Source organism: Thioalkalivibrio sp. ALR17-21 (genome assembly GCF_000420185.1).
GTDB classification, from domain to species: domain Bacteria; phylum Pseudomonadota; class Gammaproteobacteria; order Ectothiorhodospirales; family Ectothiorhodospiraceae; genus Thioalkalivibrio; species Thioalkalivibrio halophilus.
This window is the reverse complement of sequence record NZ_ATUL01000021.1, coordinates 18,081-42,433: the sequence shown is the minus strand read 5'-3', so window position 1 is coordinate 42,433 and position 24,353 is coordinate 18,081. Positions and strand designations below refer to the sequence as shown.

At 67.5% G+C, this 24,353-nt stretch carries 30 protein-coding genes and 2 tRNA genes; 22 read left to right on the top strand and 10 right to left on the bottom strand.

Features of this window, described 5'->3' with window-relative positions; translation table 11 throughout:
• Position 1: 1 nt before the first annotated feature.
• The 7 genes from G020_RS0111055 (at position 2) to G020_RS0111025 (ending at position 5,337) form a co-directional block, all read left to right on the top strand.
• A complete protein-coding gene (locus tag G020_RS0111055; protein ID WP_029681295.1) occupies positions 2 to 637 on the top strand; it encodes a histidine phosphatase family protein in 636 nt (211 codons plus the stop codon).
• 153 nt (positions 638 to 790) lie between these two features.
• Positions 791 to 1,195, top strand: coding sequence for a helix-turn-helix transcriptional regulator (locus tag G020_RS0111050; protein ID WP_024329605.1), 405 nt, complete (start codon positions 791 to 793; stop codon positions 1,193 to 1,195).
• The gene (gene arsD, locus G020_RS0111045) at positions 1,192 to 1,575 is read left to right on the top strand and encodes an arsenite efflux transporter metallochaperone ArsD (protein WP_024329604.1); all 384 of its coding nucleotides are present in this window, start codon (positions 1,192 to 1,194) and stop codon (positions 1,573 to 1,575) included. The genes G020_RS0111050 and arsD overlap by 4 nt, the downstream gene beginning before the upstream one ends.
• Positions 1,576 to 1,590: 15 nt before the next feature.
• Complete coding sequence (arsA, locus tag G020_RS0111040; RefSeq protein WP_024329603.1) at positions 1,591 to 3,381, top strand: arsenical pump-driving ATPase; 1,791 nt, start codon at positions 1,591 to 1,593, stop codon at positions 3,379 to 3,381.
• A gap of 49 nt (positions 3,382 to 3,430) precedes the next feature.
• Entirely contained in the window at positions 3,431 to 4,522 is a 1,092-nt protein-coding gene (gene arsB, locus G020_RS0111035; protein ID WP_024329602.1) for an ACR3 family arsenite efflux transporter, read from the top strand.
• Positions 4,519 to 4,812, top strand: coding sequence for a CC/Se motif family (seleno)protein (locus G020_RS0111030; protein WP_024329601.1), 294 nt, complete (start codon positions 4,519 to 4,521; stop codon positions 4,810 to 4,812). Before arsB ends, G020_RS0111030 begins: the two co-directional genes overlap by 4 nt.
• A 108-nt stretch (positions 4,813 to 4,920) precedes the next feature.
• Positions 4,921 to 5,337, top strand: coding sequence for a bacteriohemerythrin (locus G020_RS0111025; RefSeq protein ID WP_024329600.1), 417 nt, complete (start codon positions 4,921 to 4,923; stop codon positions 5,335 to 5,337).
• Positions 5,338 to 5,419: 82 nt separating this feature from the next.
• Here the strand turns inward: G020_RS0111025 and G020_RS0111020 are convergent.
• The 3 genes from G020_RS0111020 to G020_RS0111010 all read right to left on the bottom strand — a co-directional run bounded on the left by G020_RS0111020 (position 5,420) and on the right by G020_RS0111010 (position 6,236).
• Positions 5,420 to 5,495, bottom strand: a tRNA-Thr gene (locus tag G020_RS0111020).
• Between the two features lie 91 nt (positions 5,496 to 5,586).
• Positions 5,587 to 6,036 carry a Fur family transcriptional regulator gene (locus tag G020_RS0111015; protein WP_024329599.1) on the bottom strand — a complete coding sequence of 150 codons (450 nt, stop codon included), beginning with the start codon at positions 6,034 to 6,036 and terminating at the stop codon, positions 5,587 to 5,589.
• A gap of 126 nt (positions 6,037 to 6,162) precedes the next feature.
• A tRNA-Gly gene (locus tag G020_RS0111010) sits at positions 6,163 to 6,236 on the bottom strand.
• A gap of 65 nt (positions 6,237 to 6,301) precedes the next feature.
• Here G020_RS0111010 and thiS point away from each other — a divergent pair.
• From thiS to trmB, 3 genes are all read left to right on the top strand, one after another.
• Positions 6,302 to 6,511 carry a sulfur carrier protein ThiS gene (thiS, locus tag G020_RS0111005; protein WP_024329598.1) on the top strand — a complete coding sequence of 70 codons (210 nt, stop codon included), beginning with the start codon at positions 6,302 to 6,304 and terminating at the stop codon, positions 6,509 to 6,511.
• Positions 6,512 to 6,582: 71 nt separating this feature from the next.
• Complete coding sequence (locus tag G020_RS0111000; RefSeq protein ID WP_024329597.1) at positions 6,583 to 7,395, top strand: thiazole synthase; 813 nt, start codon at positions 6,583 to 6,585, stop codon at positions 7,393 to 7,395.
• On the top strand, positions 7,392 to 8,153 hold the full coding sequence (gene trmB / locus G020_RS0110995) for a tRNA (guanosine(46)-N7)-methyltransferase TrmB (protein ID WP_024329596.1): 762 nt from the start codon (positions 7,392 to 7,394) through the stop codon (positions 8,151 to 8,153). The genes G020_RS0111000 and trmB overlap by 4 nt, the downstream gene beginning before the upstream one ends.
• Before the next feature lie 9 nt (positions 8,154 to 8,162).
• Here the strand turns inward: trmB and G020_RS0110990 are convergent, their stop codons facing one another.
• Complete coding sequence (locus G020_RS0110990) at positions 8,163 to 9,020, bottom strand: universal stress protein (protein WP_018869026.1); 858 nt, start codon at positions 9,018 to 9,020, stop codon at positions 8,163 to 8,165.
• Between the two features lie 259 nt (positions 9,021 to 9,279).
• Here G020_RS0110990 and G020_RS0110985 point away from each other — a divergent pair, with 259 nt between their 5' ends.
• The 7 genes from G020_RS0110985 to G020_RS0110955 all read left to right on the top strand — a co-directional run bounded on the left by G020_RS0110985 (position 9,280) and on the right by G020_RS0110955 (position 16,456).
• Positions 9,280 to 11,139, top strand: a complete 1,860-nt coding sequence (locus G020_RS0110985) for an SLC13 family permease (RefSeq protein WP_024329595.1) — start codon at positions 9,280 to 9,282, stop codon at positions 11,137 to 11,139.
• Between the two features lie 50 nt (positions 11,140 to 11,189).
• Positions 11,190 to 12,080: a phosphoribulokinase gene (locus G020_RS0110980; protein WP_024329594.1), complete on the top strand. Its 891-nt coding sequence runs from the start codon at positions 11,190 to 11,192 to the stop codon at positions 12,078 to 12,080.
• 185 nt (positions 12,081 to 12,265) lie between these two features.
• On the top strand, positions 12,266 to 12,727 hold the full coding sequence (locus G020_RS0110975; RefSeq protein ID WP_024329593.1) for a hypothetical protein: 462 nt from the start codon (positions 12,266 to 12,268) through the stop codon (positions 12,725 to 12,727).
• Complete coding sequence (locus G020_RS0110970) at positions 12,724 to 13,860, top strand: FIST C-terminal domain-containing protein (RefSeq protein ID WP_018947125.1); 1,137 nt, start codon at positions 12,724 to 12,726, stop codon at positions 13,858 to 13,860. The genes G020_RS0110975 and G020_RS0110970 overlap by 4 nt, the downstream gene beginning before the upstream one ends.
• A 21-nt stretch (positions 13,861 to 13,881) precedes the next feature.
• Positions 13,882 to 14,913 (top strand): NADP(H)-dependent aldo-keto reductase, encoded by a 1,032-nt coding sequence (locus tag G020_RS0110965; protein ID WP_019590540.1) that lies wholly within the window; start codon positions 13,882 to 13,884, stop codon positions 14,911 to 14,913.
• 15 nt (positions 14,914 to 14,928) lie between these two features.
• Positions 14,929 to 15,720: a TatD family hydrolase gene (locus G020_RS0110960; RefSeq protein ID WP_024329592.1), complete on the top strand. Its 792-nt coding sequence runs from the start codon at positions 14,929 to 14,931 to the stop codon at positions 15,718 to 15,720.
• Positions 15,707 to 16,456, top strand: a complete 750-nt coding sequence (locus tag G020_RS0110955) for a ThiF family adenylyltransferase (RefSeq protein WP_024329591.1) — start codon at positions 15,707 to 15,709, stop codon at positions 16,454 to 16,456. The genes G020_RS0110960 and G020_RS0110955 overlap by 14 nt, the downstream gene beginning before the upstream one ends.
• 142 nt (positions 16,457 to 16,598) lie before the next feature.
• Here the strand turns inward: G020_RS0110955 and G020_RS0110950 are convergent, their stop codons facing one another.
• The gene (locus G020_RS0110950; RefSeq protein ID WP_018947121.1) at positions 16,599 to 16,826 is read right to left on the bottom strand and encodes a hypothetical protein; all 228 of its coding nucleotides are present in this window, start codon (positions 16,824 to 16,826) and stop codon (positions 16,599 to 16,601) included.
• A 148-nt stretch (positions 16,827 to 16,974) separates the two neighbouring features.
• On the opposite strand from G020_RS0110950, the gene coaD reads away from it, so the two are divergent.
• Genes coaD through ggt form a run of 3 tightly spaced genes read left to right on the top strand, consistent with a single transcriptional unit; the run spans position 16,975 to position 19,485 of the window.
• Positions 16,975 to 17,463, top strand: a complete 489-nt coding sequence (gene coaD / locus G020_RS0110945) for a pantetheine-phosphate adenylyltransferase (RefSeq protein ID WP_018869035.1) — start codon at positions 16,975 to 16,977, stop codon at positions 17,461 to 17,463.
• Between the two features lie 37 nt (positions 17,464 to 17,500).
• Positions 17,501 to 17,752, top strand: a complete 252-nt coding sequence (locus G020_RS0110940) for a YfhL family 4Fe-4S dicluster ferredoxin (protein WP_018869036.1) — start codon at positions 17,501 to 17,503, stop codon at positions 17,750 to 17,752.
• A gap of 14 nt (positions 17,753 to 17,766) precedes the next feature.
• The gene (gene ggt, locus G020_RS0110935; protein WP_024329590.1) at positions 17,767 to 19,485 is read left to right on the top strand and encodes a gamma-glutamyltransferase; all 1,719 of its coding nucleotides are present in this window, start codon (positions 17,767 to 17,769) and stop codon (positions 19,483 to 19,485) included.
• Between the two features lie 14 nt (positions 19,486 to 19,499).
• Here the strand turns inward: ggt and mutM are convergent, their stop codons facing one another.
• From mutM to G020_RS0110920, 3 genes are read right to left on the bottom strand one after another with little or no spacing between them, the layout of a single operon-like run.
• Positions 19,500 to 20,327 carry a bifunctional DNA-formamidopyrimidine glycosylase/DNA-(apurinic or apyrimidinic site) lyase gene (mutM, locus tag G020_RS0110930; protein WP_024329589.1) on the bottom strand — a complete coding sequence of 276 codons (828 nt, stop codon included), beginning with the start codon at positions 20,325 to 20,327 and terminating at the stop codon, positions 19,500 to 19,502.
• Positions 20,320 to 21,276: a hypothetical protein gene (locus G020_RS0110925; protein ID WP_024329588.1), complete on the bottom strand. Its 957-nt coding sequence runs from the start codon at positions 21,274 to 21,276 to the stop codon at positions 20,320 to 20,322. Before G020_RS0110925 ends, mutM begins: the two co-directional genes overlap by 8 nt.
• Entirely contained in the window at positions 21,273 to 22,496 is a 1,224-nt protein-coding gene (locus tag G020_RS0110920; protein WP_018947117.1) for an EAL and HDOD domain-containing protein, read from the bottom strand. Before G020_RS0110920 ends, G020_RS0110925 begins: the two co-directional genes overlap by 4 nt.
• A gap of 71 nt (positions 22,497 to 22,567) precedes the next feature.
• Between G020_RS0110920 and G020_RS0110915 the strand changes: the two genes are divergently transcribed.
• Entirely contained in the window at positions 22,568 to 22,774 is a 207-nt protein-coding gene (locus G020_RS0110915) for a hypothetical protein (RefSeq protein ID WP_018947116.1), read from the top strand.
• Between the two features lie 78 nt (positions 22,775 to 22,852).
• On the opposite strand, the gene rpmG is transcribed toward G020_RS0110915, so the two are convergent.
• Positions 22,853 to 23,026 (bottom strand): 50S ribosomal protein L33, encoded by a 174-nt coding sequence (gene rpmG, locus G020_RS0110910; RefSeq protein WP_018869042.1) that lies wholly within the window; start codon positions 23,024 to 23,026, stop codon positions 22,853 to 22,855.
• A 12-nt stretch (positions 23,027 to 23,038) separates the two neighbouring features.
• The gene (rpmB, locus tag G020_RS0110905) at positions 23,039 to 23,275 is read right to left on the bottom strand and encodes a 50S ribosomal protein L28 (protein WP_024329587.1); all 237 of its coding nucleotides are present in this window, start codon (positions 23,273 to 23,275) and stop codon (positions 23,039 to 23,041) included.
• A gap of 173 nt (positions 23,276 to 23,448) precedes the next feature.
• On the opposite strand from rpmB, the gene G020_RS0110900 reads away from it, so the two are divergent.
• The gene (locus G020_RS0110900) at positions 23,449 to 24,318 is read left to right on the top strand and encodes a dienelactone hydrolase family protein (protein WP_018947115.1); all 870 of its coding nucleotides are present in this window, start codon (positions 23,449 to 23,451) and stop codon (positions 24,316 to 24,318) included.
• Positions 24,319 to 24,353 lie beyond the last annotated feature (35 nt).

The following is a 24,353-nucleotide window of genomic DNA, read 5'->3' as shown; positions in this document are numbered from 1 at the left end:
CGTGAAGAGTCTGATGAGTGGGCGGCCGTTTCCCGGTCGACTGGGTAGCCTGCTGGTCGCGGGCCTGATCGGCCTGGGCGGCCCGGCCGTCGCCCAGGCCGCGGCCGACGAGGAAACCCTGTGGGAAGCCCTGGGCAAGGGCGGCAAGGTCGTGATGATGCGGCACACGGAGTCGGCCGAGGCCGAACCCGAGGTGTCGATGCATCTGTCCCCGGAGCGCGACTGCAGCGAAGAACAGGAGCTGAGCAAAGCGGGCAAGGCCCAGGCCGAGGCGTTGCGCGGGGCACTGGAGGACCGGGGAATCCGGGCCGAAGAGGTGCTCAGCAGTGAGTTGTGCCGCGCCCGCCAGACCGCCGAGCGTGCGTTCGGCGAGTTCGAGACCTGGGATGCGCTGAACCTGTTGCAGACCATGCCGGAGGGCGAGCAGGACTGGCTGATGGAAGACGTACGTGACCGCATCGGCGGTTTCGATGGCGAAGGCAACCTTTTCCTGATCAGCCACCGGGGGAATATCAACACCGTGGTTTTCGAGAACGTGGAGCCCGGCAGTCTGGTCGTCGTGCGTCCCGAAGGGTTCGGCAGCCACGAGGTGCTGGGCGAGATCCCGCTGGAGGCCTATTACGGCGCGGGGGATTGACCCCCATTCTTCCTTTTCGTGCCGGCCCCGGATCCGTCCGGGCAGGCCGAAGGATCACGGGGCCCTGCGGGGCCCCGTTCTGTTTCCGGGGGGGCGATGGTGGGGCCTCGGGGCTGTTTGACAACAATTCAAGAAATATTGAATAGTTGAACCATGGACAAGCTCACCGCCACCACCATGTTCGAGTCGCTGGCCTCCGGTGTCCGTCTGGACATCGTACGCCTTCTGGTCAGTTACGGACGCGAGGGGCTGGTGGCCGGGGAGATCGCACAGGCGCTTGAGATCCCGCGCACCAATCTGTCGTTCCATCTGAAGACGCTGACCCACGCCGGGATGATCAGCGTAACCCAGGAGGGGCGCTACCAGCGCTATCGCGCGGACCTGGCAGCCATGCAGGACCTGGTGAGCTATCTCACGGAGCACTGCTGTGTGGCCGAGTCGGGCGACTGTGGCCTCTCGGGCGCCACCACCTGTTCCCCGAAATCGAGCCCGAAATCGCCCCCGGGGTCGTCCCCCGATTATTCCCCCGAACCTTACGTTTCCAGGAGCGCATCATGAAATCGATCCGTGTCTACGACCCGTCCCTTTGCTGCAACACCGGTGTCTGCGGACCCGAGGTGGACCAGAGCCTGGTCGATTTCGCCGCCGCTTCCCGCTGGGCGCAGGAGCAGGGTATCGATCTCGAACGCATGAATCTGGCACAGCAGCCGATGGCCTTCGCTGACAATCCGGTCGTTCGGGCGTTTCTCGAGGAACACGGCGAGCAGGGGCTGCCGTTGATTCTGGTGGACGGCGAGATCGCCGTGTCCGGGCGCTACCCGGACCGCGCGGAGCTGGCCGAACTCGCCGGTGCGCCCGCCCCGGCGGAGAGCGTCGGCACCGCGGCCGCCGCGGAGGGCTGCTGCGGTCCGGCCGAGAAGAGCAGCGGTTGCTGCTGAGGAGGCCTTGAGCCGATGCAGTTTCTGGAAGATGTCCCGCGTTACCTGTTCCTGACCGGCAAGGGCGGGGTCGGCAAGACTTCCATCGCCTGTGCCAGTGCCATCCGCCTGGCCGAGGCCGGGCGCCGGGTCCTGCTGGTCAGCACCGATCCGGCCTCCAACGTGGATCAGGTGTTCGGGGTCTCGATCGGCAATCGGGTCACCCCGGTGGCCGACGTGCCCGGGCTGTCCGCGCTGGAGATCGACCCGCAGGCGGCCGCCGAGGCTTACCGCGACAAGATCGTGGGCCCGGTGAAGGGGGTGTTGCCGGATACCGTGGTGGCGGGCATCGAAGAACAGCTCTCGGGTGCCTGTACGACCGAGATCGCCGCCTTTGACGAGTTTACCGAATTGCTGACCGGCTCGGATCTGGTGAAGGGCTTCGACCACGTGGTGTTCGACACCGCGCCCACCGGACACACGATCCGCCTGCTGCAGTTGCCCGGCGCCTGGAGCGGTTTCCTCGAGAAGGGGCAGGGTGATGCCTCCTGTCTTGGTCCGCTGGCCGGGCTGGAAAAGCAGAAGGAGCGGTACCGGGCGGCCGTTGATGCGCTGGCCTCGCCGGATGCCACCCGGCTGGTGCTGGTGGCCCGGGCGCAGAGCGGCAGCCTCGACGAGGTGGCGCGCACGCATGACGAGCTGGCGGAGATCGGTCTGCAGCGGCAGTACCTGGTGGTGAACGGCCGGATGCCCGAGCCCGAGGCGGTCGCCGACGAGCTGGCGCGCGGCATCTTCGAACGCGAGCGCGCGGCGCTGGCGGACATGGCGCCGGCACTGCAGGCCCTGCCGCGCGACGAGATCGCGCTGAAGCCGTTCAACCTGGTCGGGCTGGACCATCTGCGTCAGCTGTTCGCGACCCCGGGCGAGGTGCCCGTGGCGGACATTGAAGACGAGTCGGACGCGGAGGACGTCGGTCTGGATGCCCCGTCCCTGGCCGAGCTGGTGGATGACATCGCCGCCGACGGCAAGGGCCTGGTGATGCTGATGGGCAAGGGGGGAGTGGGCAAGACCACCCTGGCCGCTGCCGTCGCGGTGTCCCTGGCGCGGCGCGGCTTCCCCGTGCATCTGACGACATCGGATCCGGCCGCTCATCTGTCCACCACCCTGTCGGATGAGGTCGAGAACCTGACGGTGAGCCGCATTGATCCGACGGTGGAAACCGAGCGCTATCGCGAGCAGGTCCTGCAAAGCAAGGGCAAGGACATGAACGAGGAGGACCGTGCCCTGCTCGAGGAGGACCTGCGCTCGCCCTGTACCGAGGAGATCGCGGTCTTCCAGGCCTTCTCGCGCGTGATCCGCGAGGCCGGCCGCAAGTTCGTGGTGATGGATACCGCTCCCACCGGCCACACGCTTCTGCTGCTGGATGCCACGGGCGCCTATCACCGCGAGATCGTGCGTCAGATGGGCGACACGGGTACCCATTACACCACCCCGATGATGCAGCTGCAGGACCCGCAGCGTACGAAGATGCTGCTGGTGACGCTGGCCGAGACCACGCCGGTGCTGGAGGCGCGGGATCTGCAGGAGGATCTGCGCCGCGCGGGGATCGAGCCCTGGGCCTGGGTGGTGAACAACAGCATCGCCGCGGCCGGACCCGCTTCCGGGCTGCTGCGCGACCGGGCACGCGCCGAGCGGTCGCAGATCCGCGCGGTGGCCGAAGAACACGCCGCCCGCTATGCCGTGGTTCCGCTGCTGCGCGACGAACCGGTTGGCGCCGAACGCCTGCTGGCGCTGACCGGGATCACCGCCTCGCAGGCGACTGCGTGAGGCGGCGCCCTCCGGCGTCACTCCTTTCCGACCAACGGTGAATGAACGCATGACCGACCAGAAGGACTCCACCATCGAGATCTCGGCGAAAGAAGGCATGGGCCTGTTCGAGCGCTATCTGAGCGTTTGGGTGGCGCTGTGCATCGTGGCGGGCGTTGCGCTGGGGCAGTTCTTCCCCGTGGTGCCGGAGACGCTGTCGCAATGGGAGTACGCGCAGGTCTCGATCCCGGTGGCCATCCTGATCTGGGCGATGATCTACCCGATGATGGTGCAGATCGACTTCTCCGCCATCCTCGGCGTGCGCCGCGAGCCGAAGGGGCTGGCCATCACCACCTCGGTGAACTGGCTGATCAAGCCGTTCACCATGTTCGCGATCGCCTGGTTCTTCTTCATGGTGGTCTACGCCGCCTGGATCCCGGAGGACCTCGGCCGCGAGTACCTGGCCGGGGCGATCCTGCTGGGGGCCGCACCGTGTACCGCCATGGTCTTTGTCTGGAGCTATCTCACCCGCGGCGATGCCCCCTACACCCTGGTGCAGGTGGCGGTGAACGACATCATCCTGCTGTTCGCCTTCGCACCCATCGTGGTCCTGTTGCTGGGGATCTCCGATATCTACGTGCCGTGGGACACGGTCGCGCTGTCGGTGCTGCTGTACATCGTGATCCCGTTCGCGGCCGGCTACCTGTCGCGCATCTGGCTGATCCGCAGAAAGGGCATCGAGTGGTTCGACAACGTCTTCATGAAACGCCTTGGCCCGGTGACACCCATCGGCCTGCTGGTCACCCTGGTGCTGCTGTTCGCCTTCCAGGGCGAGCGCATCCTGCAGAACCCGGGGCATATCGCCCTGATCGCCATCCCGCTGATCATCCAGACCTTCCTGATCTTCTTCATCGCCTACTACTGGGCCAGGGCGTGGCGGGTGCGCCACGCGGTGGCTGCGCCGGGGGCGATGATCGGGGCGAGCAACTTCTTCGAACTGGCGGTGGCCGCCGCCATCGCCATGTTCGGCCTGCAGTCGGGGGCGGCGCTGGTGACCGTGGTCGGCGTGCTGGTGGAGGTGCCGCTGATGCTGGCCCTTGTGCGCATCGCGAATCGCACGCGTCACTGGTTCCCGACAAACAACGAGGCGCCGGGCACGTGACCTCCGTGTCCCTCAGTGACGCGGCACGCGACTGGCTCGCCGGCCGGAGCGCCGAGATGACGCTGCGGCTGTCCGCCCGCCACGGCTGCTGCGGTGGCCAGGCGGGCGTGCCGGTGGCCGAGCCGGGCGCGCCGCGCTCGACGGACGGGTACGCAAGGACGCAGATCGAGGGCATCCACGTGTACGTGGCCGACAACATGGGCCCGGGTCCGTACCGGGTCGACCTCGAGGGCTTCTTCCGCTGGCGGCGTCTGGTGGTGGAAGGCGAGATGGGCCAGGTGCAGGAGTAGACGATGTTCGAGCATATTCTCGTGCGGCGTCCGACCCTGCTGGTGCCCGCCCGCCCGCGCTGACGCGAACCGAGAACGGACAACCTGGTGCAGAACCCGGAGTGAGCCATGACTGAAGTACAGCGCAGCCTGAAGGTCCCGGAGCTGGAACAGGGCTTCATGAACGACGACCACCACGAGGCCGCCCGTTTGCTGGTAGCCGTGGGGCGGGCCCGGGAGGAGGGCGACGACAACGCCGTGCAGGAGGCGTTCGCGGCTTTCGTGGAGTTCAATCGCGAGCATTTCGCGCGCGAGGACGAGCTGATGGAGCGGGTCGGTTTTCCGCAGAAGGACTATCATCGGCAGGAACACGCGGCCCATCTGGCCCGCTGGGAAGCCCTGCTGGCGGGGCTGGAGGACGGGTCGCTGCAGGGCGCGGATCTGGTCTCGGCACTGGATGACGAGATCATCCCCTGGTACCAGCGCCATTTCACCACCATGGATGCCCTGCTGGCGCGGTTCGCCGAGCGTGTCGCGGGGGAGTAGTCCCTGCCGGCGGGAATCCGCTGAACGAAGCTGGAACGAAAAAAGGGCCGGCACACGCAAGTGCCGGCCCTTTTTTCTGGTCTGGTGCCGACGGAGGGAATTGAACCCCCGACCTATCGATTACGAATCGATTGCTCTACCTGCTGAGCTACGTCGGCTGAGCGCGACATCATAGCGAAGCGGGGCGTTACCAACAATGCCCCGGGCGGGCGACGGGACGTCTCCCGGGATAGCGGGCGCTTTCGGGGATCAGTTTTCGCCGGAACTCTGCCCCGGGCCGACGCGGACGATCACGTCCACGCTCAGCACGTCGGTACCTTCGGGCAGCGGCGGCAGGTCGTTCACCTGTACCTGGGCCGGTTCCACGTCCTCGAGCTGGCCGCTGTCCACGTGGAACAGGTGGTGGTGCGGGGCGCGGTTGGAGTCGTAGAAGACCCGCGACGGGTCGACGATCACTTCGCGCACCAGGCCCTTCTCGGCGAACAGCTTGAGGGCGTTGTACACCGTGGCCTTGGACACGCGCGACTCCTGGCGCGTGAGCTGCGCGAGGATGTGGTCGGCGCTGAGGTGCTGGTTGCGGGCGAACAGCACGCGGACGATCTCGATTCGCTGTTCGGTCGGCGAAATGCGGTAATCGCGCAGCAGGGCGCGCGCTTCGTCGATTCCCAGCAGATCGGGTTGGGGGATTCGGGTGCTCATGCTTCCAACATATAACAGCGAATTGGACAGAGTCCAGTTCTGTTTTAGAAAAAGGGAATGCGGGGATCCTGCGCGGCAAGCTGATAGAATGCCGCCGACAGAACGAAGCCGGGAACGAGCAAGGGATGGAGCGGGTGATGGGAATCGAACCCACGTTCTCAGCTTGGGAAGCTGATGTTCTACCATTGAACTACACCCGCCTGGCCACGAATTGTATGCGCGTACGCGCCCCGGCTCAATGCCCGAATCACCAACGGTATGTCCCATGCAGATCAAGTTGAACGGAGAAACCTGCGAAATCCCTGCGGATCAGGAGCCGCCGACGGTGGCGGACCTGATTCAACAGCGCGGCTTTGGCGGCCGGCGACTGGCCGTGGAGGTCAACGAGACCCTGGTGCCACGCAGCGAGCACGCCGAGCGGCGGTTGCAGGAGGGTGATCGGGTCGAGGTCGTTCAGGCGATCGGCGGTGGCTGATATTCTTGCCCGCAGTCGCATCCGCATCCGCATCCGCATCCGCACCCGCAACCGTTAACCGAGGAGCATGCATGAGCCAGATGGCCGCCGGATCCGCCGACGATCCGTTTCACGTCGGCGAGCGCCGTTTCGAGTCCCGCCTGCTGGTGGGCACGGGCAAGTACCGCGATCTGGAGCAGACCCGCGAGGCGATCGAGGGCAGCGGTGCCGAGATCGTGACCGTGGCCATCCGCCGCACCAACATTGGCCAGAACCCCGACGAGCCGAACCTGCTGGACGTGGTTCCGCCGGATCGCTACACCCTGCTGCCGAATACCGCCGGCTGCTATTCCGCGGAAGACGCGGTGCGCACCTGCCGGCTGGCGCGCGAGCTGCTCGACGGGCACAACCTGGTCAAGCTGGAGGTGCTGGGCGACGAGAAGACCCTGTACCCGGACGTGTTCGAGACGGTGAAGGCCGCCGAGACGCTGGTTAACGACGGCTTCGAGGTGATGGTGTACACCACCGACGATCCGCTGCTGGCGAAACGTCTGGAGGATATCGGCTGCCGCGCGATCATGCCGCTGGCCGCGCCGATCGGCTCGGGTCTGGGGATCCAGAACCGCTACAACATCCGCGAGATCGTGGAAAACGCGTCGGTACCGGTGCTGGTGGACGCGGGTGTGGGCACGGCGTCGGATGCGGCCATCGCGATGGAGCTGGGCTGCGACGGCGTGCTGATGAATACCGCCATCGCCGCGGCCGACGATCCGGTGCGCATGGCCCGTGCTATGCGTCACGCGATCGTGGCGGGCCGCGAGGCCTGGCGCGCCGGACGCATGCCGGCACGGCGCTATGCCTCGGCCTCCTCGCCGGAGACCGGACTGTTCTTCGCCGGCTCATGACGGCCCCGCACGAATCGCACGACAACCGGCCCGCTGACAGGGACGGGGGGCGCCCGGCGCACCATCGCCGGGTTCGCTCGTTCGTGCGCCGCGAGGGGCGTCTGACCACGGGTCAGCAGCGCGCACTGGATGAGCTCTGGCCGCGCTTCGGCCTGGATCCGGCGCCCGACGCCGGGATGCTGGATCTGGCGGCGGTTTTCGGCCGCGAGGCGCCGGTGACCCTGGAGATCGGCTTTGGCGACGGCGACAGCCTGGCCGAACAGGCCGCGGCGGCGCCGGATCGCGACTTCATCGGTACCGAGGTGCATCGCCCCGGAGTGGGGCACCTGCTGGGCGAAATCGAGCGTCGGGGGCTGACCAACCTGCGGGTCTCCGACCGCGACGCGGTGGAGCTGCTGGAGGCGCATTTCGCGCCAGCCAGTCTGGACACCGTGCAGGTGTATTTCCCCGACCCCTGGCACAAGAAGCGCCATCACAAGCGCCGCCTGATCCAGCCCGGGTTCGTGCGCGCGCTGGCGGGCTGGATCCGGCCGGGCGGCTGGCTGCACCTGGCCACCGACTGGGCGGATTACGCCGAACACATGCAGGAGGTGATGGCCGGGGCGACCGAATGGTTCGCGCCGGATGGCCCGGTGCCGCGTCCGGAACGCCCGGCCTGGCGCCCCGAGACCAAATTCGAGCGCCGCGGGCTGCAGCGCGGGCATGCGGTGGCGGATCTGGTCTACCGGCGCACCGAGGCCCCCGCCCCGGCGGAGTGAAGCGGCGGCTCAGCCCTTCTTCTTGACCACTAGGACCGGGCAGCGCGCCTGACCCACGACGCGTTCGGAGACCGAGCCCATCAGCAGCCGCTTGAGCCCGGTGCGGCCGTGGCTGCCCAGTACGATCAGGTCGCGATGCTGGCGCTCCGCGATCTCGATCAGGGTGACCTCCGGGCGACCTTCCTCGAACAGCGCGTCGGTTTCCACGCCCGCTTCGCGGGCCTCGCCCTGCAGCCGCTGGATCGCGTCCACGCCCTCCTGGCGCCGGGCCTCGCTCTGTCCGGGTACGGCGACCGAGGCCACGGTCAGCGGCAGGCTGCAGTGCTGCGCGAGCTCCACGGCCGCACGCGCGGCCTTGTCGCCCAGTTCGGAACCGTCGGTCCCCACCAGCAGGCCCTGGCGCGGGGCTTCGGTGTCGCGCGGGACGACCATCACGTTGCACGGTGCGAGGCCAATCACCTTGGCGGTGGCGTCGCCCACCATCAGGCGGGCCATCTCGCCGCGGGTGCGCCGGCCGATCACGATCAGGTCGGCTTCGTGCTCTTCCGCCACACTGACGATCTCCTGATGCCGGTCGACTCCGTGGCGCAGGATGGCGGAGACTTCCAGGCCTGCCTCGCGGGCGCGTTTCTCCAGCGTATCCAGGTCACCCTGGGCCGCGACGCTGGCATCGTGGCTGCGTCGCGGAGAGAGGGCGTCGTGCTGGGTGTCGGTCGGGATGATGCGCACGATCCGCAGGCGTGCCCCGCAGCGGCCGGCGAGCTCCAGGGCCACGTTCTCGGCGGCGGTGCTGTATTCCGAGCCGTCGGTGGCGACGACGATGGTGCGAAACTGGGGCTGGTTGCCGGTGGACGCCGCTTCGGCCATGGCGGTTTCTCCTTCTCGATTGATTTTCCCAGCATACCGGAGGGGACGCGGCCTGCGCACGCCTTCGGCTCGGGCGCGTTTTTGCGTCCGGCCCGCCGGGATGGAATAATCGCGCGCTTTCAATGGGTGTTGTCTGCGGAGTTCCGCCCGGCCCGCGTGGCCCGGTGCTCCGCGCGGTGTCGTGACCGGACGATGCACCCGTGCTTCCCGTGCCGGCGGACTGATTCCGCCGGCCTTGCTCCTTCAGGACTGGCGGTTCATGGAAAATCTGACGCTGACCACCGAAATGATCGTGGTGCTGGGCCTGCTCGCCTTCACCATCTTCCTGTTCGTCTCCGAGGTCGTGCGGGTCGATCTGGCCGCGATCCTGGTGATGGTTCTGATCGGGCTGCTCCCGCTGGTGTTCGGCGTGGTGCCGCTGCTGCCCGAGCTGGGCGAGCTGGTGGCGCAGGACGAGCTGTTCAGCGGATTTGCCTCCAATGCGGTGATCTCGATCATCGCGGTGATGATCATCGGTGCCGGGCTGGACAAGACCGGCGTGATGCACAAGGTCGCCAGTTTCATCATGCGCGTGGGCGGCACCGGGGAGAAACGCATCATCCCCACGGTGTCCGGCACGGTCGGCGTGATCTCCAGTTTCATGCAGAACATCGGTGCGGCCGCGCTGTTCATGCCGGTGATGAGCCGCATCTCCAGCCGCCTGGGTATCCCGCTTTCGCGCCTGCTGATGCCGATGGGCTTCGCCGCGATCGTGGGTGGAACCATCACCCTGGTCGGCTCCAGCCCGTTGATCCTGCTGAACGACCTGCTGCCGGACGACATGGAGCGTTTCGAGCTGTTCGATGTCACGCCCATCGGCCTGGCACTGCTGGCCACGGTGATCGTCTATTTCGTGCTGCTGGGGCGTTACGTGCTGCCGTCGGTAGGGGCTCAGCCCACCGCGACCGAGGGCACCCGGGACTACTTCCAGCGGGTCTACGGCCTGTCCTACGAGATCCACGAAGTGCGGGTGGCGGATGACGACCCGCTGGTGGGGCGGACCGTGGCCGATGTCGAGCGCGAAACCGGCGTGGCGATCGTGGGCTCGCATGCGCGCGACGAGATGCGCATCGCCCCCTGGACCGGTTACGAGATCCAGGCCAATTCGCGCCTGGCGGTGCTGGCCAGCCCGCGGCGCATGGAAGAGCTGAGCCAGAACCTGAAGTTCCGGCCCTCCACCGACCTGGACGTGTTTGCCAGCGCCCTGGACTCCTCCCAGTCCGGGATCGCCGAGGTCGCGATCTCGCCGGGGTCCAACCTGGCCGGCAAGACGGTGACCGAAGTCGCCATGCGCCAGACCTACGGCCTGTCGGTGATGCGCATGCAGCGTGGCGGAGAGGTCTACCGTGAGGGGCTGCGCGACATCCCGCTGGAGCCGGGCGACATCCTGGTGGTCCACACCAACTGGACTTCACTGGCGCGCCTGGAGAAGGATCGCGACTTCGTCGTGATCACCTCGGACTACCCGCGCGAGGAGCTGCGCCCGAGCAAGGTTCCGCACGCGCTGACCTTCCTTGTGGTGGCGGTGTCGCTGATCCTGTTCACCGATCTGCAGCTGTCGATCGCCCTGCTCACCGGGGCCATGGGCATGATCCTGACCGGCGTGCTGAGCCTGGACGACGCCTACAACGCCATCAGCTGGAAGACCGTGTTCCTGCTGGCCTCGCTGATACCTCTGGGCATGGCGGTGGAGAATACCGGGACCGCTGCCTGGATCGCCCAGAACACCCTGGACATGCTGGGAACCGTGCCACCCTGGGTGTTGCAGGCCACGATCTTCGCGCTGGCCACGTTCTTTACCCTGGTCATGTCCAATGTGGGGGCGACCGTGCTGCTGGTGCCGCTGGCGATCAGTTTCGCCACCGCGGCCCAGGCCGCGGGCATGGACGCGGACCCGCGCGTGTTCGCCATCACCGTGGCCATCGCCACCTCCAACTCGTTCCTGATCCCGACCCACCAGGTGAACGCCCTGATCATGGGCCCCGGCGGCTACCGGGTGAAGGACTACATGAAGGCCGGCAGCATCATGACGATCCTGTTCGGCGTGGTGGCCATGTTCATGATCAATCTGGTCTTCTGACCCCGATTTGCTGACGTTTGTAACGCTTGATTGCGTAAGGAGAGACTCTCATGTCCCAGAAACATCCCGTGATCGCCGTCACCGGTTCTTCGGGTGCCGGCACCTCCACCGTGAAGCGCTCGTTCGAGTCGATCTTCCGCCGCGAGCAGATCAACCCCGTGGTGATCGAGGGTGACAGCTTCCATCGCTACGACCGCAAGGCGATGAAGGAGGCCATGCAGAAGGCCGCCGACGAGGGCAACAACCACTTCTCGCACTTCGGCCCCGAGGCCAATCTGTTCGATCGCGTCGAGGATCTGTTCAAGACCTACGGCGAGACCGGCCAGGGCGAGAAGCGCTACTACCTGCATTCCGACGAGGAAGCCGAGCATCACAACCAGCGCCTCGGCACCAACCTCGGCCCGGGTGAGTTCACCCCGTGGGAGGAGATCGAGCCGGGCTCCGATCTGATGTTCTACGAGGGTCTGCACGGTCTGGTGCAGCACGGGAGCGTCAATGCGGCGCAGTACGTGGATCTGGGCATTGGCGTGGTGCCGATCGTGAACCTCGAGTGGATCCAGAAGATCTTCCGTGACAATGACGAGCGCGGTTATTCCGCCGAGGCGATCGTGGATACCATCCTGCGCCGCATGCCGGACTACGTGAACTACATCACCCCGCAGTTCTCGTGCACCGACATCAACTTCCAGCGGGTGCCGACGGTGGACACCTCCAACCCGTTCATCGCCCGGGATATCCCCACCCCGGACGAGAGCATGGTGGTGATCCGCTTCAAGGACCCCAAGAAGTTCGGCGTGGACTTCCCGTACCTGCTGAACATGATCCCCGACTCCTTCATGTCGCGGACCAACACCCTCGTGGTGCCGGGCGGCAAGATGAGCCAGGCGATGGAAGTCATCCTCGCCCCGATCATCCACGACATGCTCGCGCGCCGCGGCTGATCGCGGTTCCGGGCGGTGGCGATATGTTCGCCACTCCCGCGGGCTCCGGGCTCGCAGCAGGGCCGCGACCTTCGGGTCGCGGCCCTTTTTTGTCTCCGGATCGCACGGAGCCGGGGCGCCCTTTTTCAATGCCCCGGCGGTTTCGGATAGGATTGCTCGCCTGTTCCCGAAAGAACGGAGTCGCCGTGTTCGGAATATTCGGCCCGCGCCTGGCCCGCCAGATGGAGCGTTTCCGTGCCCGCTACACCGGGCGTTCACTGATCGTTCACCAGGGCTTTCCCGGTGACTGGCTGGAGGAGCTGCTCAAGCAGCCCGGGGGTGGCGGGCATTTCCGCATCGACAGCCGGCGCCTGCCGGCCGGCCAGCGGCCGACTCCGGTGGAATGGCTGGTGCAGACCCATATCCTGCCGCTGGACCTGCCGCAGCCGCTGTTCCTGGACATTCGCGAGGACGTGGTGCTGGCGCGGCATCTGGTGCGTGGCGAACATGTGGTCCATCCCTCGGAGATCGCCTGGTTCCTGGAGGAGCTGGACGAGCGTCATCATGCACGTCTGGAGTTTGTCGGGAACGAAGACATGCGGGCGGAGGTCGGTATTCCGGTCGAGGACAACGAGGCCCTCAGCATGCTGGAGCATCTCGGACTATGAGCGCGACCGAACCTTTCCTCTGTGCCAGTGCCACAGGCGACGAGCCCCGGACACTGGCCGCCGAACTCGCCGGTCAGCTTGGCGAGCTGTCGCCGGCCCCGGACGGCCGCGTGCGCGTGGGTTTCATCTGCATCTCCGACGAGATCGCGCGTAACGCCCGGCTGCTGCTGCGCGAGCTGCGCAAGAAGGCCCCCATCGATCACTTCGTCGGCGGCATGGGGATCGCGGTCATGGGCCGCGAGCACGAGTATTACGACGATCCCGCCGTCACCCTGATGGTCGGGGAGTTGCCGGCGGACTCCGTGCGCCTGATCCGGCATCCGGTGCGCTCCTTCGATGAACTGACCCGGGCCCTTGAGGGCTTTGTCGATCCGGCCACGCCGGCGCGACTGATTCTCAACGCCGATCCGCGCCTGGAAGACGTCGAGGGGATCCTGACCCGTATCGGCGAAGAGACCGCATGGTTCGCGACCGGCGGGATCAACTCCGGCGCGGACGACGCGGTCCAGATCGCCGATGGCGTGATGAGCTCGGGCATCACCGGCCTCGTGCTGCGCGACGACGTGCCGCTGGTGGCCCGCCACACCCAGGGCTGCACGCCGCTGCCCGGGCAGCACGAACTGACCGAGACCTGGCGCAACATCATCGTCCGCCTTAATGGCGAACCGGCACTGCCGGCGTTCCGGCGGATCATCGGCGACGTGCTTTCGCGCGATCTGAAGCGGGCCCTGGGGTACATCCAGATCGGGTTCCCCATCCCCGGATCGGATACCGGGGACTATCGCGTGCGCAATATCACCGGCGTCGATATGGACCAGGAGCTACTGGCCGTGGGCGAGACCCTGGAGCAGGGGTCACGGGTGCTGTTCGTGCGCCGCGACGGCCAGTCGGCGCACGAGGACCTGGAGCGCATGCTGCAGCAGATCCGTGAGCAGTGCCCGGAAGGGATCCGCGGGGCGATCTACGTGTCCTGTCTGGGGCGCGGACGGCATCAGTTCGTGCACGCGGACGTCGAGCTGGGCACCGTGCAGCGGGCCCTGGGGGGCGTGCCGCTGGTGGGCTTCTTCGCCAACGGTGAAATCTTTTCCAACCGTCTGTACGCCTATACAGGCGTGCTGACACTGTTTACTTGAATCCGTCGCAGGGGGATGGTCATGGAATACCGCAAGCTGGGACGCACCGGCATCGACGTGAGCCTGATCGGCCTGGGCACCATGACCTGGGGCGAGCAGAACACCGAGGCTGAAGCCTTCGAGCAGCTGGACTATGCGCTGGAGCGCGGCATCAACCTGATTGACGCGGCGGAGATGTACCCGGTGCCGCCGCGGGCCGAGACCCAGGGGCTGACCGAGCGCTACATCGGCAACTGGCTGCGCTCGCGCGGCTGCCGCGACCGCGTGGTGCTGGCCTCCAAGGTCGCCGGGCCGGGCATGGACTATCTGCGCGGCGGCACGCAGCTGACCCGCGAGCACGTCGAACAGGCGGTGGATGCCAGCCTCGAACGCCTGCAGACCGACTGCATCGACCTCTATCAGGTGCACTGGCCGGCGCGCTCGACCAATTTCTTCGGCAAGCTGGGCTACGTCCACGATCCGGACGACCGGGCCACGCCGATCGAGGAGACCGCCGCCGCGCTGAAGGACGTGGTCGCCAGCGGGCGGGTGCGCTACATCGGCATCTCCAACGAGACGCCCTGGGGTTTCATGGAATGGCTGCGCCAGCACGAGCGCGGGCTGGCCGAGCGCATCGTTTCCATCCAGAACCCCTACAGCCTGCTGAACCGCAGCTTCGAGGCCGGTCTCGCCGAGATGGCGATCCGCGAGGATGCGGGCCTGCTGGCCTACTCCCCGCTGGCCTTCGGCATGCTCTCCGGCAAGTACCGCGAGGGGCGCAAGCCCGAGGGGGCGCGGCTGACGCTGTACGAGCGCTTCCAGCGCTACAGCAACCCGCAGGCGCTGGCGTCCACCGAGGAATACGCCCGGCTGGCCGAGAGCCATGGCCTGACGCCGACCCAGCTGGCGCTGGCCTTCGTCAACCGGCAGCCGTTCGTGACCAGCAACCTGATCGGTGCGACCACCATGGAACAGCTGCGCGAGAACATCGACTCGGTGAACGTGGCCCTGTCCGACGAGATCCTGCAGGCCATCGAGGACATCCACGCCCGCTACACCTACCCCAGCCCATAGCCCGGGGGCGGCGGCGTGGAACTGTTCGACACCCACGTCCATCTCGATCTGGATCCGTTCGATCCGGACCGCCCGGCGGTGCTGGATCGCGCCCGCGCCGCCGGGGTCACGCAGATGGTCCTGCCCGGCGTGACCCGTGACCGCTGGGCGGACATGGATGCCCTGGCTCGCCGCGAGCCGGGGCTGTATGTGGCCCGCGGCCTGCATCCGGTGTTTCTCGAACAGCACGCCGACGCGGATCTGGACGTCCTGGACGCCGCCCTGGATGCCGATCCACAGGCGGTGGCGGTGGGCGAGACCGGGCTTGATGGCTTCGTGGCGGAGCTCGACTTCGATACCCAGTGGCGGTTCTACACCGCGCAGCTGGCCATCGCGCGTAATCACGACCTGCCGGTGATTCTGCACTGCCGGCGCGCGGTGGATGCGATCCTCAAGGGGCTGCGCCAGTACCCGGGCGTGACCGCCATCCTGCACAGTTTCTCCGGCAGCGAACAGCAGGCGCGACAGGCGGTGAATCTGGGCTGCGTGCTGGGGTTCGGCGGGCCGGTGACCTTCGATCGTGCGCGGCGCCTGCAGCGGATCGTGCGCGACCTGCCGGAGGAGGCCCTGGTGCTGGAGACCGACGCGCCGGACCAGCCGCTGGCCGGGCATCGCGGCGAGCGCAACGAACCGGCGATGATCGCCGGGGTCAACGCGGCCGTGGCGCGTTTGCGCAACACGGACCCCGTCAGTACCGCTATACTCACAACCCGGAATGCACGCCGGGTTTTCCGGCTGGATACGGTCCGGACCAATGAGCGGCACTGACGAACTGCCACACGACGCCTATACCGAACGCACCGATCTCCTGCTGGGGGCGGATGTCACTGCCGGCCTGCGCGACCAGCATGTCTTCATTGCCGGGCTGGGCGGGGTTGGCAGCTATGCCGCGGAGGCCGTCGCCCGTGCCGGGGTCGGCCGCATGACCCTGGTCGACCACGATGTGGTCGCGCCGTCCAATCTCAATCGCCAGCTGGTGGCCCTGCGCTCCACGGTGCAGCATCCCAAGACCGACGTGATGGCCGAACGCATCCGCGACATCGATCCGGGGATCGCGGTGACCGTGCGGCGCGAATTCCTCAACCCGGACACGGTCGCGGAGCTGATCCCGGAGGATGCCGATTACGTGCTGGACGCGATCGATTCCATCGCCTGCAAGGCGGCCCTGGTGGCCGGCGCGCAGGCCCGCGGGGTGCGGGTGATCTCGGCCATGGGGGCCGGCGGCCGTATCGACCCGCGCGCGGTGCGCGTGGGGCCGCTGGACGGCACCCGGGTGTGCCCGCTGGCGCGGCAGATGCGCAAGCGCCTGCGCCGGCTGGATGCGCGGCTGGATTATCCGGTGGTGTTCTCCATCGAGAACCCGAGCAAGGGCACCGAGCACCGGCCGGTGGACGGGCCGCTGGGCGGGCGGCCGCGCTCGGTGAACGGCACCATCTCCTATTTGCCGGCGCTGTTCGGCCTGACCGCAGCCGGCGAGGTGATCCGCAGTCTGATCGACCGCTGAGCCTGTCCCGTTCGCCTGCAAGCAGGCTCCCACCTTTCCGTTTGTATCGCCCCATCTGCGGGAGCGCGCTCGGGCGCCCGGTTCGCCTGCCACGAGTAAACATACAAGCGTGCTCGCACGCGAACCCTCGGGGTCGGGGTGTTCAGCCCTTGCGCCGCTTGCGGCTTTCCTCGGCGTGCTTGAGCACCAGGGCGAGGTTCTGTTTTTCCACCTCGGTCACCTGCGGGTCCTGGTTCACGGCCTGGCGCAGGTGCCCGATCAGCTGATCCAGTTCCTCGCGGCTGATCTGCTGGAAGTTGAAGCCGCCGCCGTAACGGGATTCCAGTTCGTCCCAGTAGTCGGCCAGCGGCGGGCGGTAGTCGTCGGTCATGCGTGTCTCCCGGTCGGCCCGGCGTGAATGTGGGCCGCAGTGTAGCCCTTTGCCCGGCGTCTGTCGGCCCGCCGGCGACCCGCGAGTTTCCCTCCGGCGGCGGGTTGCGGTGTAATGGCGCCCCCGAACCGGACTGTCTGCGAGCCGCATGCCGATTACCGCCATCTATCCCGGGACCTTCGATCCCGTTACTCACGGGCACACCGACATCGTGCGTCGCGGCGCCTGCCTGTTCGACCGGGTGGTGGTGGCGGTGGCCGCGAACCCCGGCAAGAGCCCGGCGTTCCCGCTGGAGACCCGCGTGGAACAGACCCGCGAGGCGCTGAAGGACGTTCCGCGGGTGGAGGTGATCGGGTTCGACTCCCTGCTGGCCCATTTCGTGCGCGAACAGCAGGCCACGGTGATCCTGCGCGGCCTGCGTGCGGTTTCCGACTTCGAGCACGAATTCCAGCTGGCCGCGATGAACCGCCAGCTGGCGCCGGAGGTCGAAACTCTGTTCCTGACACCCGCCGAGGAATACAGCTTTGTCTCGTCCAGTCTGGTACGGGAAATCGCGCGCCTGGGCGGCGATGTCTCAAAATTCGTGAGCCCCGGGGTGGCGCGCATGCTGGCCCGGGATCCCGGGGTGGCCGACTGACCGCTCGCACCCCTTCCTGGCCCGAGGAGGAAAAGCCATGGCCCTGATGATCACCGACGAATGCATCAATTGTGACGTCTGCGAACCCGAGTGCCCGAACGAGGCCATCTACCCGGGCGACGAGATCTACGAGATCGATCCCAACCTGTGCACCGAGTGCGTGGGGCATTACGACGAGCCGCAGTGCCAGCAGGTCTGCCCGGTGGACTGCATCCCCCTGGATCCGGATCACAAGGAGACCCGCGAGCAGCTGATGACGAAATACGAAGCCCTGATGGCGGCGAAGTAGCCGGGGCGCCCGTCATGCGCCGCCACCTCCTGTCCGTCACGCTGTTCGGGCTGCTTGCGGCCCCGCTGGCTGCCCCGGTCGTTGCCGGGCCCGCGGACACGCCCGGCGAACACGCCGTCGCCACCGCCCACCCCGAGGCCACCGCGGCCGGCGAGGCGATCCTCGCTGACGGCGGCAATGCGTTCGACGCAGCGGTGGCGATCACTGCGGCGCTGGGCGTGGCGGAGCCCTACGGCTCCGGGCTCGGCGGCGGGGGCTTCTTTCTGCTGCACGAGGCGCACAGCGACCGCACGCTGATGCTGGATGCGCGCGAGACCGCGCCCGCCGCGGCCGATCGCGACATGTACCTGGACGAGGACGGCGAGGTCATCGACGGGCTGTCGCTGGACGGGGTGCTGGCGGCCGGCATCCCCGGGATGCCGGCGGGCATGGATCATCTGGCGACGGAATACGGTGCACTGTCGCTGGAGCGCAGCCTGGCCCCGGCGATCCACCTGGCGGAGGAAGGCGTGACCGTCGGGCCGCGTTATCAGCAGATGGTCGAGTTCCGGCACCAGGCGCTGCGCGACGGCGCCGATGCCGGGACGATCTTCCTGCGCGGTGGCGGGCCGCCGGAGGCCGGCACGGAGCTGGTGCAGCCCGATCTGGCCGACACCCTGCGGCGCCTAGCGGACGAGGGCCGTGACGGCTTTTACACCGGCGAGCTGGCGCAGACCCTGGTGGAGGGCGTGCGCGAGGCCGGAGGGATCTGGAGCACCGAGGACCTCGCGGGCTACGAGGTCGTGGAGCGCGACCCGGTGCGCCTGGAGTGGAACGGCGCCGAGATCGTGACCGCCGCGCCGCCGTCCTCCGGGGGTGTGGCCATCGGCCAGATCCTCAACATCCTGTCCTTCCACGATCTGGACGCGATGGAGGAGGACGCCCGCATCCATCTGATCCTGGAGGCGATGCGCCGGGCCTACCGTGACCGCGCCGAGTACCTGGGCGATCCGGATCATGTCGACATGCCGCTGCAGCGGCTGCTGTCACGTGACTATGCCGCCGGCCTGCGCGCCGGCATCCACCCCGACCAGGCGACGCCCAGCGAAGGCCTGCCACCGGTGGTGGAGCCGGAGAACCGTCCCGGGGCCGATGGCGCGGCGGAGAGCCCGCAGACCACGCATTTCTCGGTGATGGATGCCGATGGCAACCGCGTGGCCGCGACCCTGACACTGAATTACCCGTTCGGCTCCGGCTATGTGGTCCCGGGCACCGGCGTCCTGTTGAACAACGAGATGGACGACTTCTCCGCCAAGCCGGGCGAGCCCAACGCCTACGGCCTGATCGGCTTCGAGGCCAATGCCATCGCCCCGCAGCGGCGGCCGCTGTCATCCATGAGCCCCACCTTCGTGGACACCGGCGATCGCGTGGCCATCCTCGGCACGCCCGGGGGCAGCCGCATCATCACCATGGTGCTGCACGGCATCCTCGGTGTGGTCGACGGTCAGTCGATCGACGAGGTGGTGGAGGCCCCGCGCTGGCACCACCAGTACCTGCCCGACCGGGTCGAATTCGAGACCGGGGCCTTCGACACCGAGCTGCGCGGCAAGCTGGTGCAGCGCGGCCATCGCCTGACCCCGCAGGTGCGCCCGTTCGGCGACATGCAGGCGGTGCTGTGGGAGCGCGAGGCCGGACGGCTGGAGGCGGCTTCGGATCCGCGCGGCGAGGGCGAGGCGCGCGTCTTCGGCCGCTGAGCCGCTGAGCCGGGTCAGCGCTGGCAGCTCGGGCAGTAGGCGCTGGCCCGCTGGCCCACGCTGCGGGTGCGGATCGGCGTGCCGCAGACCCGGCAGGGCTCCCCGGCGCGGCCGTAGACCTGCAGCTCCTGACGGAAATAGCCGTGGCTGCCATCCTCGCGCAGGAAATCGCGCAGGGTCGTGCCGCCACGCTCGATGGCAGCGGCGAGTACGGCCTTTACGTGTTCGGCCAGGCGCTGGTATTCCGCGCGGGTCACGCGGCCGGCCGCGCGGCCGGGGCGCACACCCGCCAGAAACAGTGCCTCGGTGGCGTAGATGTTGCCAACGCCGACCACCGTGGCCTGATCCATCAGAAAGGCCTTGACCGGGCCGCGGCGGCCGCGGCTGCGCCGGAACAGGTAGTCGCCGTCCATGTCCGCCTCCAGCGGTTCCGGCCCCAGACCCTCCAGCAGCGGATGGGTGGCGGGGCCGCCGTCCGGCGCGGGGTCGAGTGGCAGGCAGCAGCCGAAGCGCCGCGGATCATGCAGACGGATCTCGCTGCCGCTGTCGAGGACCAGACTCAGGTGATCGTGACGCCGTAGCGGCGTGTCCGGCGTACAGTGGCGCAGGCTGCCGGACATCCCCAGATGCAGCAGCAGCCCGGTGGCATCGGTATCCAGCAGCAGGTATTTGGCCCGCCGCCGCAGGCCGCGCACGGTGGCGCCGGCGATCCGCGCCGGGAGATCCGCCGGGACCGGCCAGCGCAGGCGCGCGTCGCGAACTTCGAGTTGCAGGATGCGCCGTTCGCGAAGCAGGGGTTCGAGGCCGCGCCGGGTGGTCTCCACCTCCGGCAGCTCAGGCATGCACGCCCTCGACCTCGATCAGCAGCTCCTGGCGGCAGACATCGCCGCGTACCCATTGCACCGGCGGGGTGCGGGCACCGTAGTGCTCGCGCAGGATCGCCTCCACGGTGTCGCGATGTTCCGGGTGGCGCAGATAGACCCGCAGCCAGCGCAGACCGGGCAGATCGGCGCCGCCCTCGGCGTGCAGGGTGTCCAGGTTGGCCAGGGTCTCGCGGGTCTGCGCGGCGATATCACCCGGATGCCGGCTCTCGTGCCCGGTGATGCTGGCGGTGCCGGAGATCAGCAGCATCGGGCCGCGCGGCGTCTCGATGCGGGTGGCACGGGCAAAGCTGGGGCTCTTCGGACTGTAGCGTTGGGGATAGTGGTACGCGCTGACCTGGCGCGGGTTCTCCACCGGGGTTCCGGGTTCGCGCGCGGCGATCGCATGCACGAACAGGCCGGCGTGGTCGGACCCGATCGCGGTGGCGGCGGGCATGCCGCCCAGGGGGATCTCCAGGGCCTCCAGGGCCTCGGCGCGCCCGGTGCAGAAGGCCTGATAGCGTTCGAGCCCCTTCTCCGGCTCGTGGATGCGGCCGAAGAAGTTCCACATGCGCAGCAGGTACGGATAACCCGCCTCGCGGCAGGCCGCGACCAGGTCCCGGTATACGTCCCGGGTGCGTTCGCGCAGGTCGTCGTCGGGGCCTTCACGCGCAATGAACAGGACGTCGCCGCAGACCCTCCGGTAAAGGCCCCCTTCTCCGGACGGGGCATTGCTCGCCGCCCCGGCGAACCAGCGCTCCTCCGGTGGGGCGGGATCCAGCGAGGCCAGCCCCGGGTCGATCGCCAGGGTCGTGCCGTTCGCTCCCGCGCAGCGGATACCCGGATCGTTCGCGGGCCGCAGGCTCAGGCCTGCGGGCTCTGCGGATGCGGTATCCGCCGGTACCAGGCGTGTATCCAGATCAATGGTCATGTGCTGCTCGCTCCCTGCATCTCCACCAGCATGCTCTCCGTCCAGCGTACCGCTTCCATGTACAGTCGCCCGGCGACCTGGGGCGACACCGGTGAAACCTCGAACGGGAACCGCCGGTCCGGGTCCTCGAAGGTCTCGATGATCCGGGGTACGGCGCCCAGCTCGCCGCTTTGCTCCAGTAGAGCGTCCTCCATCGCCGGGCTCAGGTTGAGTTCGCCGAGCACCCGGTGCAGCGGAATGCCCAGCACCCGGTCCAGCCCCGACAGCAGGCCGAGGGTGAAGTAGCGCTCGGACTCGTTCGGTACGCCCGAGGGCGCGGCCAGCAGTGCGGCCATGCGCGCCCGGATCATGACCTGCTCCAGGCCCTGGCGCTGCGGGGTGCTGGTGCGCAGGGCGGCAACCATCGCCAGTGAGCGTACGCGGTCGGTCCCCAGCAGCATGATCGCCTCGCGCAGGGTCTCGATCGGACGGCGGTGACGCAGCAGCGGGCTGTTGGCCTGGCGCAGCACATGGATGGCCAGGTCGGGGTGGGCATTGATCTGCACAGCCAGCTGCTCGGCCGACATCTCCGGGTCCTGCAGTTTCTCGATCAGTTGCAGCAGGCCGACTTCCAGCTGCTCCAGGCGCTGGCCCTCCACCACGTTGGGGTAGGACAGGAAAAAGCCCTGGTAATACACGAAGCCGAGTTCCCGGCAGGTCTCGTAGGTGGCTGCATCCTCGACCTTCTCGGCGAGCAGCTCCACGTCGAACGGCCGCAGGCGCTCGAGCTCCGCGCGCAGGCCGGGACCGTCGAAGGCGAGCAGGTCGAGTTTCACGATATCCGCCAGCTCGATCAGCGGCGAATCCTGTTCGCGGAACTGGTAGTCGTCCAGGGCGATGCGAAAGCCGAGTTCTTTCAGGCGGCGAACCGCGGCGATCACCTCGTCGTCCACCACGATGTCCTCGAGGATCTCGAGCACTACCTGTTCGGGCGGCAGGCTGAGCAGGACCTCGTGATCCAGAAATCCGCGCGGCAGATTGACGAAGGCCAGATGGTCCCCGACAAGGTTCTTCATGCCAATGTCGATGAAGGCGCTGTGCAGCAGGTCGGAGGTCGCCAGATCTCCGTCCACCACGTTTGCCTCGCTGGCGTTGGCCCCGGCCCGGAACAACAGTTCGAACCCGATGATGCGTTCCTCGCCATCGAAAATGGGTTGCCGTCCGACAAATATTGGCTGCATGCTTATTGTCTGCAAACGATGTGGATCGGTCCTTCCTGCGGGACACGGGCCGCAACAAGAGGAAACGCGACATGGATTCCATCAACGCGCCGTTCGGGGAGATCGTGGAGCTGCGCCAGATCCTGCACGACTCCGGGATGCCCCTGTTGCGGGTCATTATCCGCGATGGCGAACGCTACACCAAGATCGAACTGGATCCGGCCACGGCCCATCGCTGGGGCAAGCTGATGACCCGCTGGGCCGAAGACGTGGTGGAGGCGCAGGGCGACGGCAGCTGACACCGCCCCGGCCGAAGTCCGGCCACAAAAAAGCCCGGCATGGCCGGGCTTTTTTCATGCGCGCGCGACGGGCCGCGCTTACTTGATCTTGGCTTCCTTGTACATCACGTGCTGGCGGATGACGGGATCGAACTTCTTGATCTCCATCTTTTCGGGCATGTTCCGCTTGTTCTTGGACGTGGTGTAGAAGTGACCCGTGCCGGCGCTGGAGACCAGCCGGATCTTTTCGCGCCCCTGGTTCTTGGCTGCCATCGTGCTGCCTCCTTAGACCTTTTCGCCGCGGGCCCGGCAGTCGGCCAGGACTGCCTCGATGCCGCGCTTGTCGATGATGCGCATGCCCTTGCTGCTCAGGCGCAGCTTCACGAACCGCTTTTCGCTTTCCACCCAGAAACGATGGGTGTGCAGGTTCGGCAGGAAGCGACGCCGCGTCTTCCGCTGGGAATGCGAGACATTGTTACCGGTAGCCGGGCGCTTGCCCGTCACCTGACATACTCGGGACATCGGGGCTACTCCAGATGTTCGGGTCGGGACGAAAGATCGCGGATACTAGCGGATACCGGGCCCGGGCGCAAGGGTCGGGCGTCATGGACGGCGAAGGCGGTCCGTTGCGTCTATCTTTCGATGCAAAGTGAACCATGAGCTGCAACCAGCGGGGGAAGAGCATGAAGGGAGCGATGGTACGGGGTATCGCGGGCGCGTTTCTGGCCGGCATGATGGCGGGGCCGCTTGCGGCCGACGAGGCGCAGACCGGCGACGGCCAGTGGTGGTGGGACGATGGCTGGTGGCAGGAAGGCCAGCTGAATCCCGACATCGAGAACCACGAGGTCGAGGTCGAACGCCTGGAATACGAGCGTGACGACGTGATCGTTCCGGCGATGGTCGCGCGCCCGGCCGACGGCGAGGACTATCCGGCCATCCTGTGGTCGCACGGGCGGCGCGGGCTGGACCATCTGGCCGAGCTGCACGTGAAACGCCTCGCCGCACGCGGATTCGTGGTGCTGGCGCCGGACCTCTATACCGGTCGTTTCATCGAGACCCACCCGCTGGATCACGACTACGAACTGGAAGGGGATCTGGACCGCGGTCTGGACGAGCTGCTCGCGCGGGAAGACATCCTCGGCGACCGCGCCTGCCTGGTGTCGATCACCCGGGGCGGGTACAAGACCCTCAAGGTCGCGGTGACCCATGAACGCCAGGTGGACGACGTGGCCTGCTGGGCGGGCTATTACCCGCATGTGCAGGACCCCAACCTGGGCGAACCCCACCAGGTGTATCGTTATGCCAGCGAATTCAATCAGCTGGAGATCCCGGTGATGATCCTGATCGGCGACGAGGAGCAGTACCAGCGCCACCGGACCGCAAAGATGGCTGCCGACGGGCTCAAGGATCGTGGTGGCGACGTCACGTGGATCGAGTACCCGGGCGTGGGTCGCGGCTTCGACTTCCGCAACGGCGACAACCGCACCTTTGCCGATGACCTGGCCGCGCGCGATGCCATGGTCCGCGTGACCCGCTTCGTCAACGAGCACCTGCGCAAAGAGTGAGCGCAGCGGGGAATGTCCTGCTCCGTGAGAGGCGT

What these genes read in the sequence shown, in the direction of transcription:
- G020_RS0110985 (WP_024329595.1), top strand. Translation starts at nt 9,280, where the DNA reads ATGGAAAATCTGACGCTGACCACCGAAATGATCGTGGTGCTGGGCCTG.
- G020_RS0110900 (WP_018947115.1), top strand. Translation starts at nt 23,449, where the DNA reads ATGGTACGGGGTATCGCGGGCGCGTTTCTGGCCGGCATGATGGCGGGG.
- arsA (WP_024329603.1), top strand. Translation starts at nt 1,591, where the DNA reads ATGCAGTTTCTGGAAGATGTCCCGCGTTACCTGTTCCTGACCGGCAAG.
- G020_RS0111050 (WP_024329605.1), top strand. Translation starts at nt 791, where the DNA reads ATGGACAAGCTCACCGCCACCACCATGTTCGAGTCGCTGGCCTCCGGT.
- G020_RS0110940 (WP_018869036.1), top strand. Translation starts at nt 17,501, where the DNA reads ATGGCCCTGATGATCACCGACGAATGCATCAATTGTGACGTCTGCGAA.
- G020_RS0111025 (WP_024329600.1), top strand. Translation starts at nt 4,921, where the DNA reads ATGACTGAAGTACAGCGCAGCCTGAAGGTCCCGGAGCTGGAACAGGGC.
- rpmG (WP_018869042.1), bottom strand. Translation starts at nt 23,026, where the DNA reads ATGGCAGCCAAGAACCAGGGGCGCGAAAAGATCCGGCTGGTCTCCAGC.
- mutM (WP_024329589.1), bottom strand. Translation starts at nt 20,327, where the DNA reads ATGCCTGAGCTGCCGGAGGTGGAGACCACCCGGCGCGGCCTCGAACCC.
- thiS (WP_024329598.1), top strand. Translation starts at nt 6,302, where the DNA reads ATGCAGATCAAGTTGAACGGAGAAACCTGCGAAATCCCTGCGGATCAG.
- G020_RS0110965 (WP_019590540.1), top strand. Translation starts at nt 13,882, where the DNA reads ATGGAATACCGCAAGCTGGGACGCACCGGCATCGACGTGAGCCTGATC.
- G020_RS0110990 (WP_018869026.1), bottom strand. Translation starts at nt 9,020, where the DNA reads ATGGCCGAAGCGGCGTCCACCGGCAACCAGCCCCAGTTTCGCACCATC.
- rpmB (WP_024329587.1), bottom strand. Translation starts at nt 23,275, where the DNA reads ATGTCCCGAGTATGTCAGGTGACGGGCAAGCGCCCGGCTACCGGTAAC.
- arsB (WP_024329602.1), top strand. Translation starts at nt 3,431, where the DNA reads ATGACCGACCAGAAGGACTCCACCATCGAGATCTCGGCGAAAGAAGGC.
- G020_RS0110920 (WP_018947117.1), bottom strand. Translation starts at nt 22,496, where the DNA reads ATGCAGCCAATATTTGTCGGACGGCAACCCATTTTCGATGGCGAGGAA.
- G020_RS0110925 (WP_024329588.1), bottom strand. Translation starts at nt 21,276, where the DNA reads ATGACCATTGATCTGGATACACGCCTGGTACCGGCGGATACCGCATCC.
- G020_RS0110970 (WP_018947125.1), top strand. Translation starts at nt 12,724, where the DNA reads ATGAGCGCGACCGAACCTTTCCTCTGTGCCAGTGCCACAGGCGACGAG.
- G020_RS0110915 (WP_018947116.1), top strand. Translation starts at nt 22,568, where the DNA reads ATGGATTCCATCAACGCGCCGTTCGGGGAGATCGTGGAGCTGCGCCAG.
- arsD (WP_024329604.1), top strand. Translation starts at nt 1,192, where the DNA reads ATGAAATCGATCCGTGTCTACGACCCGTCCCTTTGCTGCAACACCGGT.
- ggt (WP_024329590.1), top strand. Translation starts at nt 17,767, where the DNA reads ATGCGCCGCCACCTCCTGTCCGTCACGCTGTTCGGGCTGCTTGCGGCC.
- G020_RS0110980 (WP_024329594.1), top strand. Translation starts at nt 11,190, where the DNA reads ATGTCCCAGAAACATCCCGTGATCGCCGTCACCGGTTCTTCGGGTGCC.
- G020_RS0111015 (WP_024329599.1), bottom strand. Translation starts at nt 6,036, where the DNA reads ATGAGCACCCGAATCCCCCAACCCGATCTGCTGGGAATCGACGAAGCG.
- coaD (WP_018869035.1), top strand. Translation starts at nt 16,975, where the DNA reads ATGCCGATTACCGCCATCTATCCCGGGACCTTCGATCCCGTTACTCAC.
- trmB (WP_024329596.1), top strand. Translation starts at nt 7,392, where the DNA reads ATGACGGCCCCGCACGAATCGCACGACAACCGGCCCGCTGACAGGGAC.
- G020_RS0110950 (WP_018947121.1), bottom strand. Translation starts at nt 16,826, where the DNA reads ATGACCGACGACTACCGCCCGCCGCTGGCCGACTACTGGGACGAACTG.
- G020_RS0111000 (WP_024329597.1), top strand. Translation starts at nt 6,583, where the DNA reads ATGAGCCAGATGGCCGCCGGATCCGCCGACGATCCGTTTCACGTCGGC.
- G020_RS0110955 (WP_024329591.1), top strand. Translation starts at nt 15,707, where the DNA reads ATGAGCGGCACTGACGAACTGCCACACGACGCCTATACCGAACGCACC.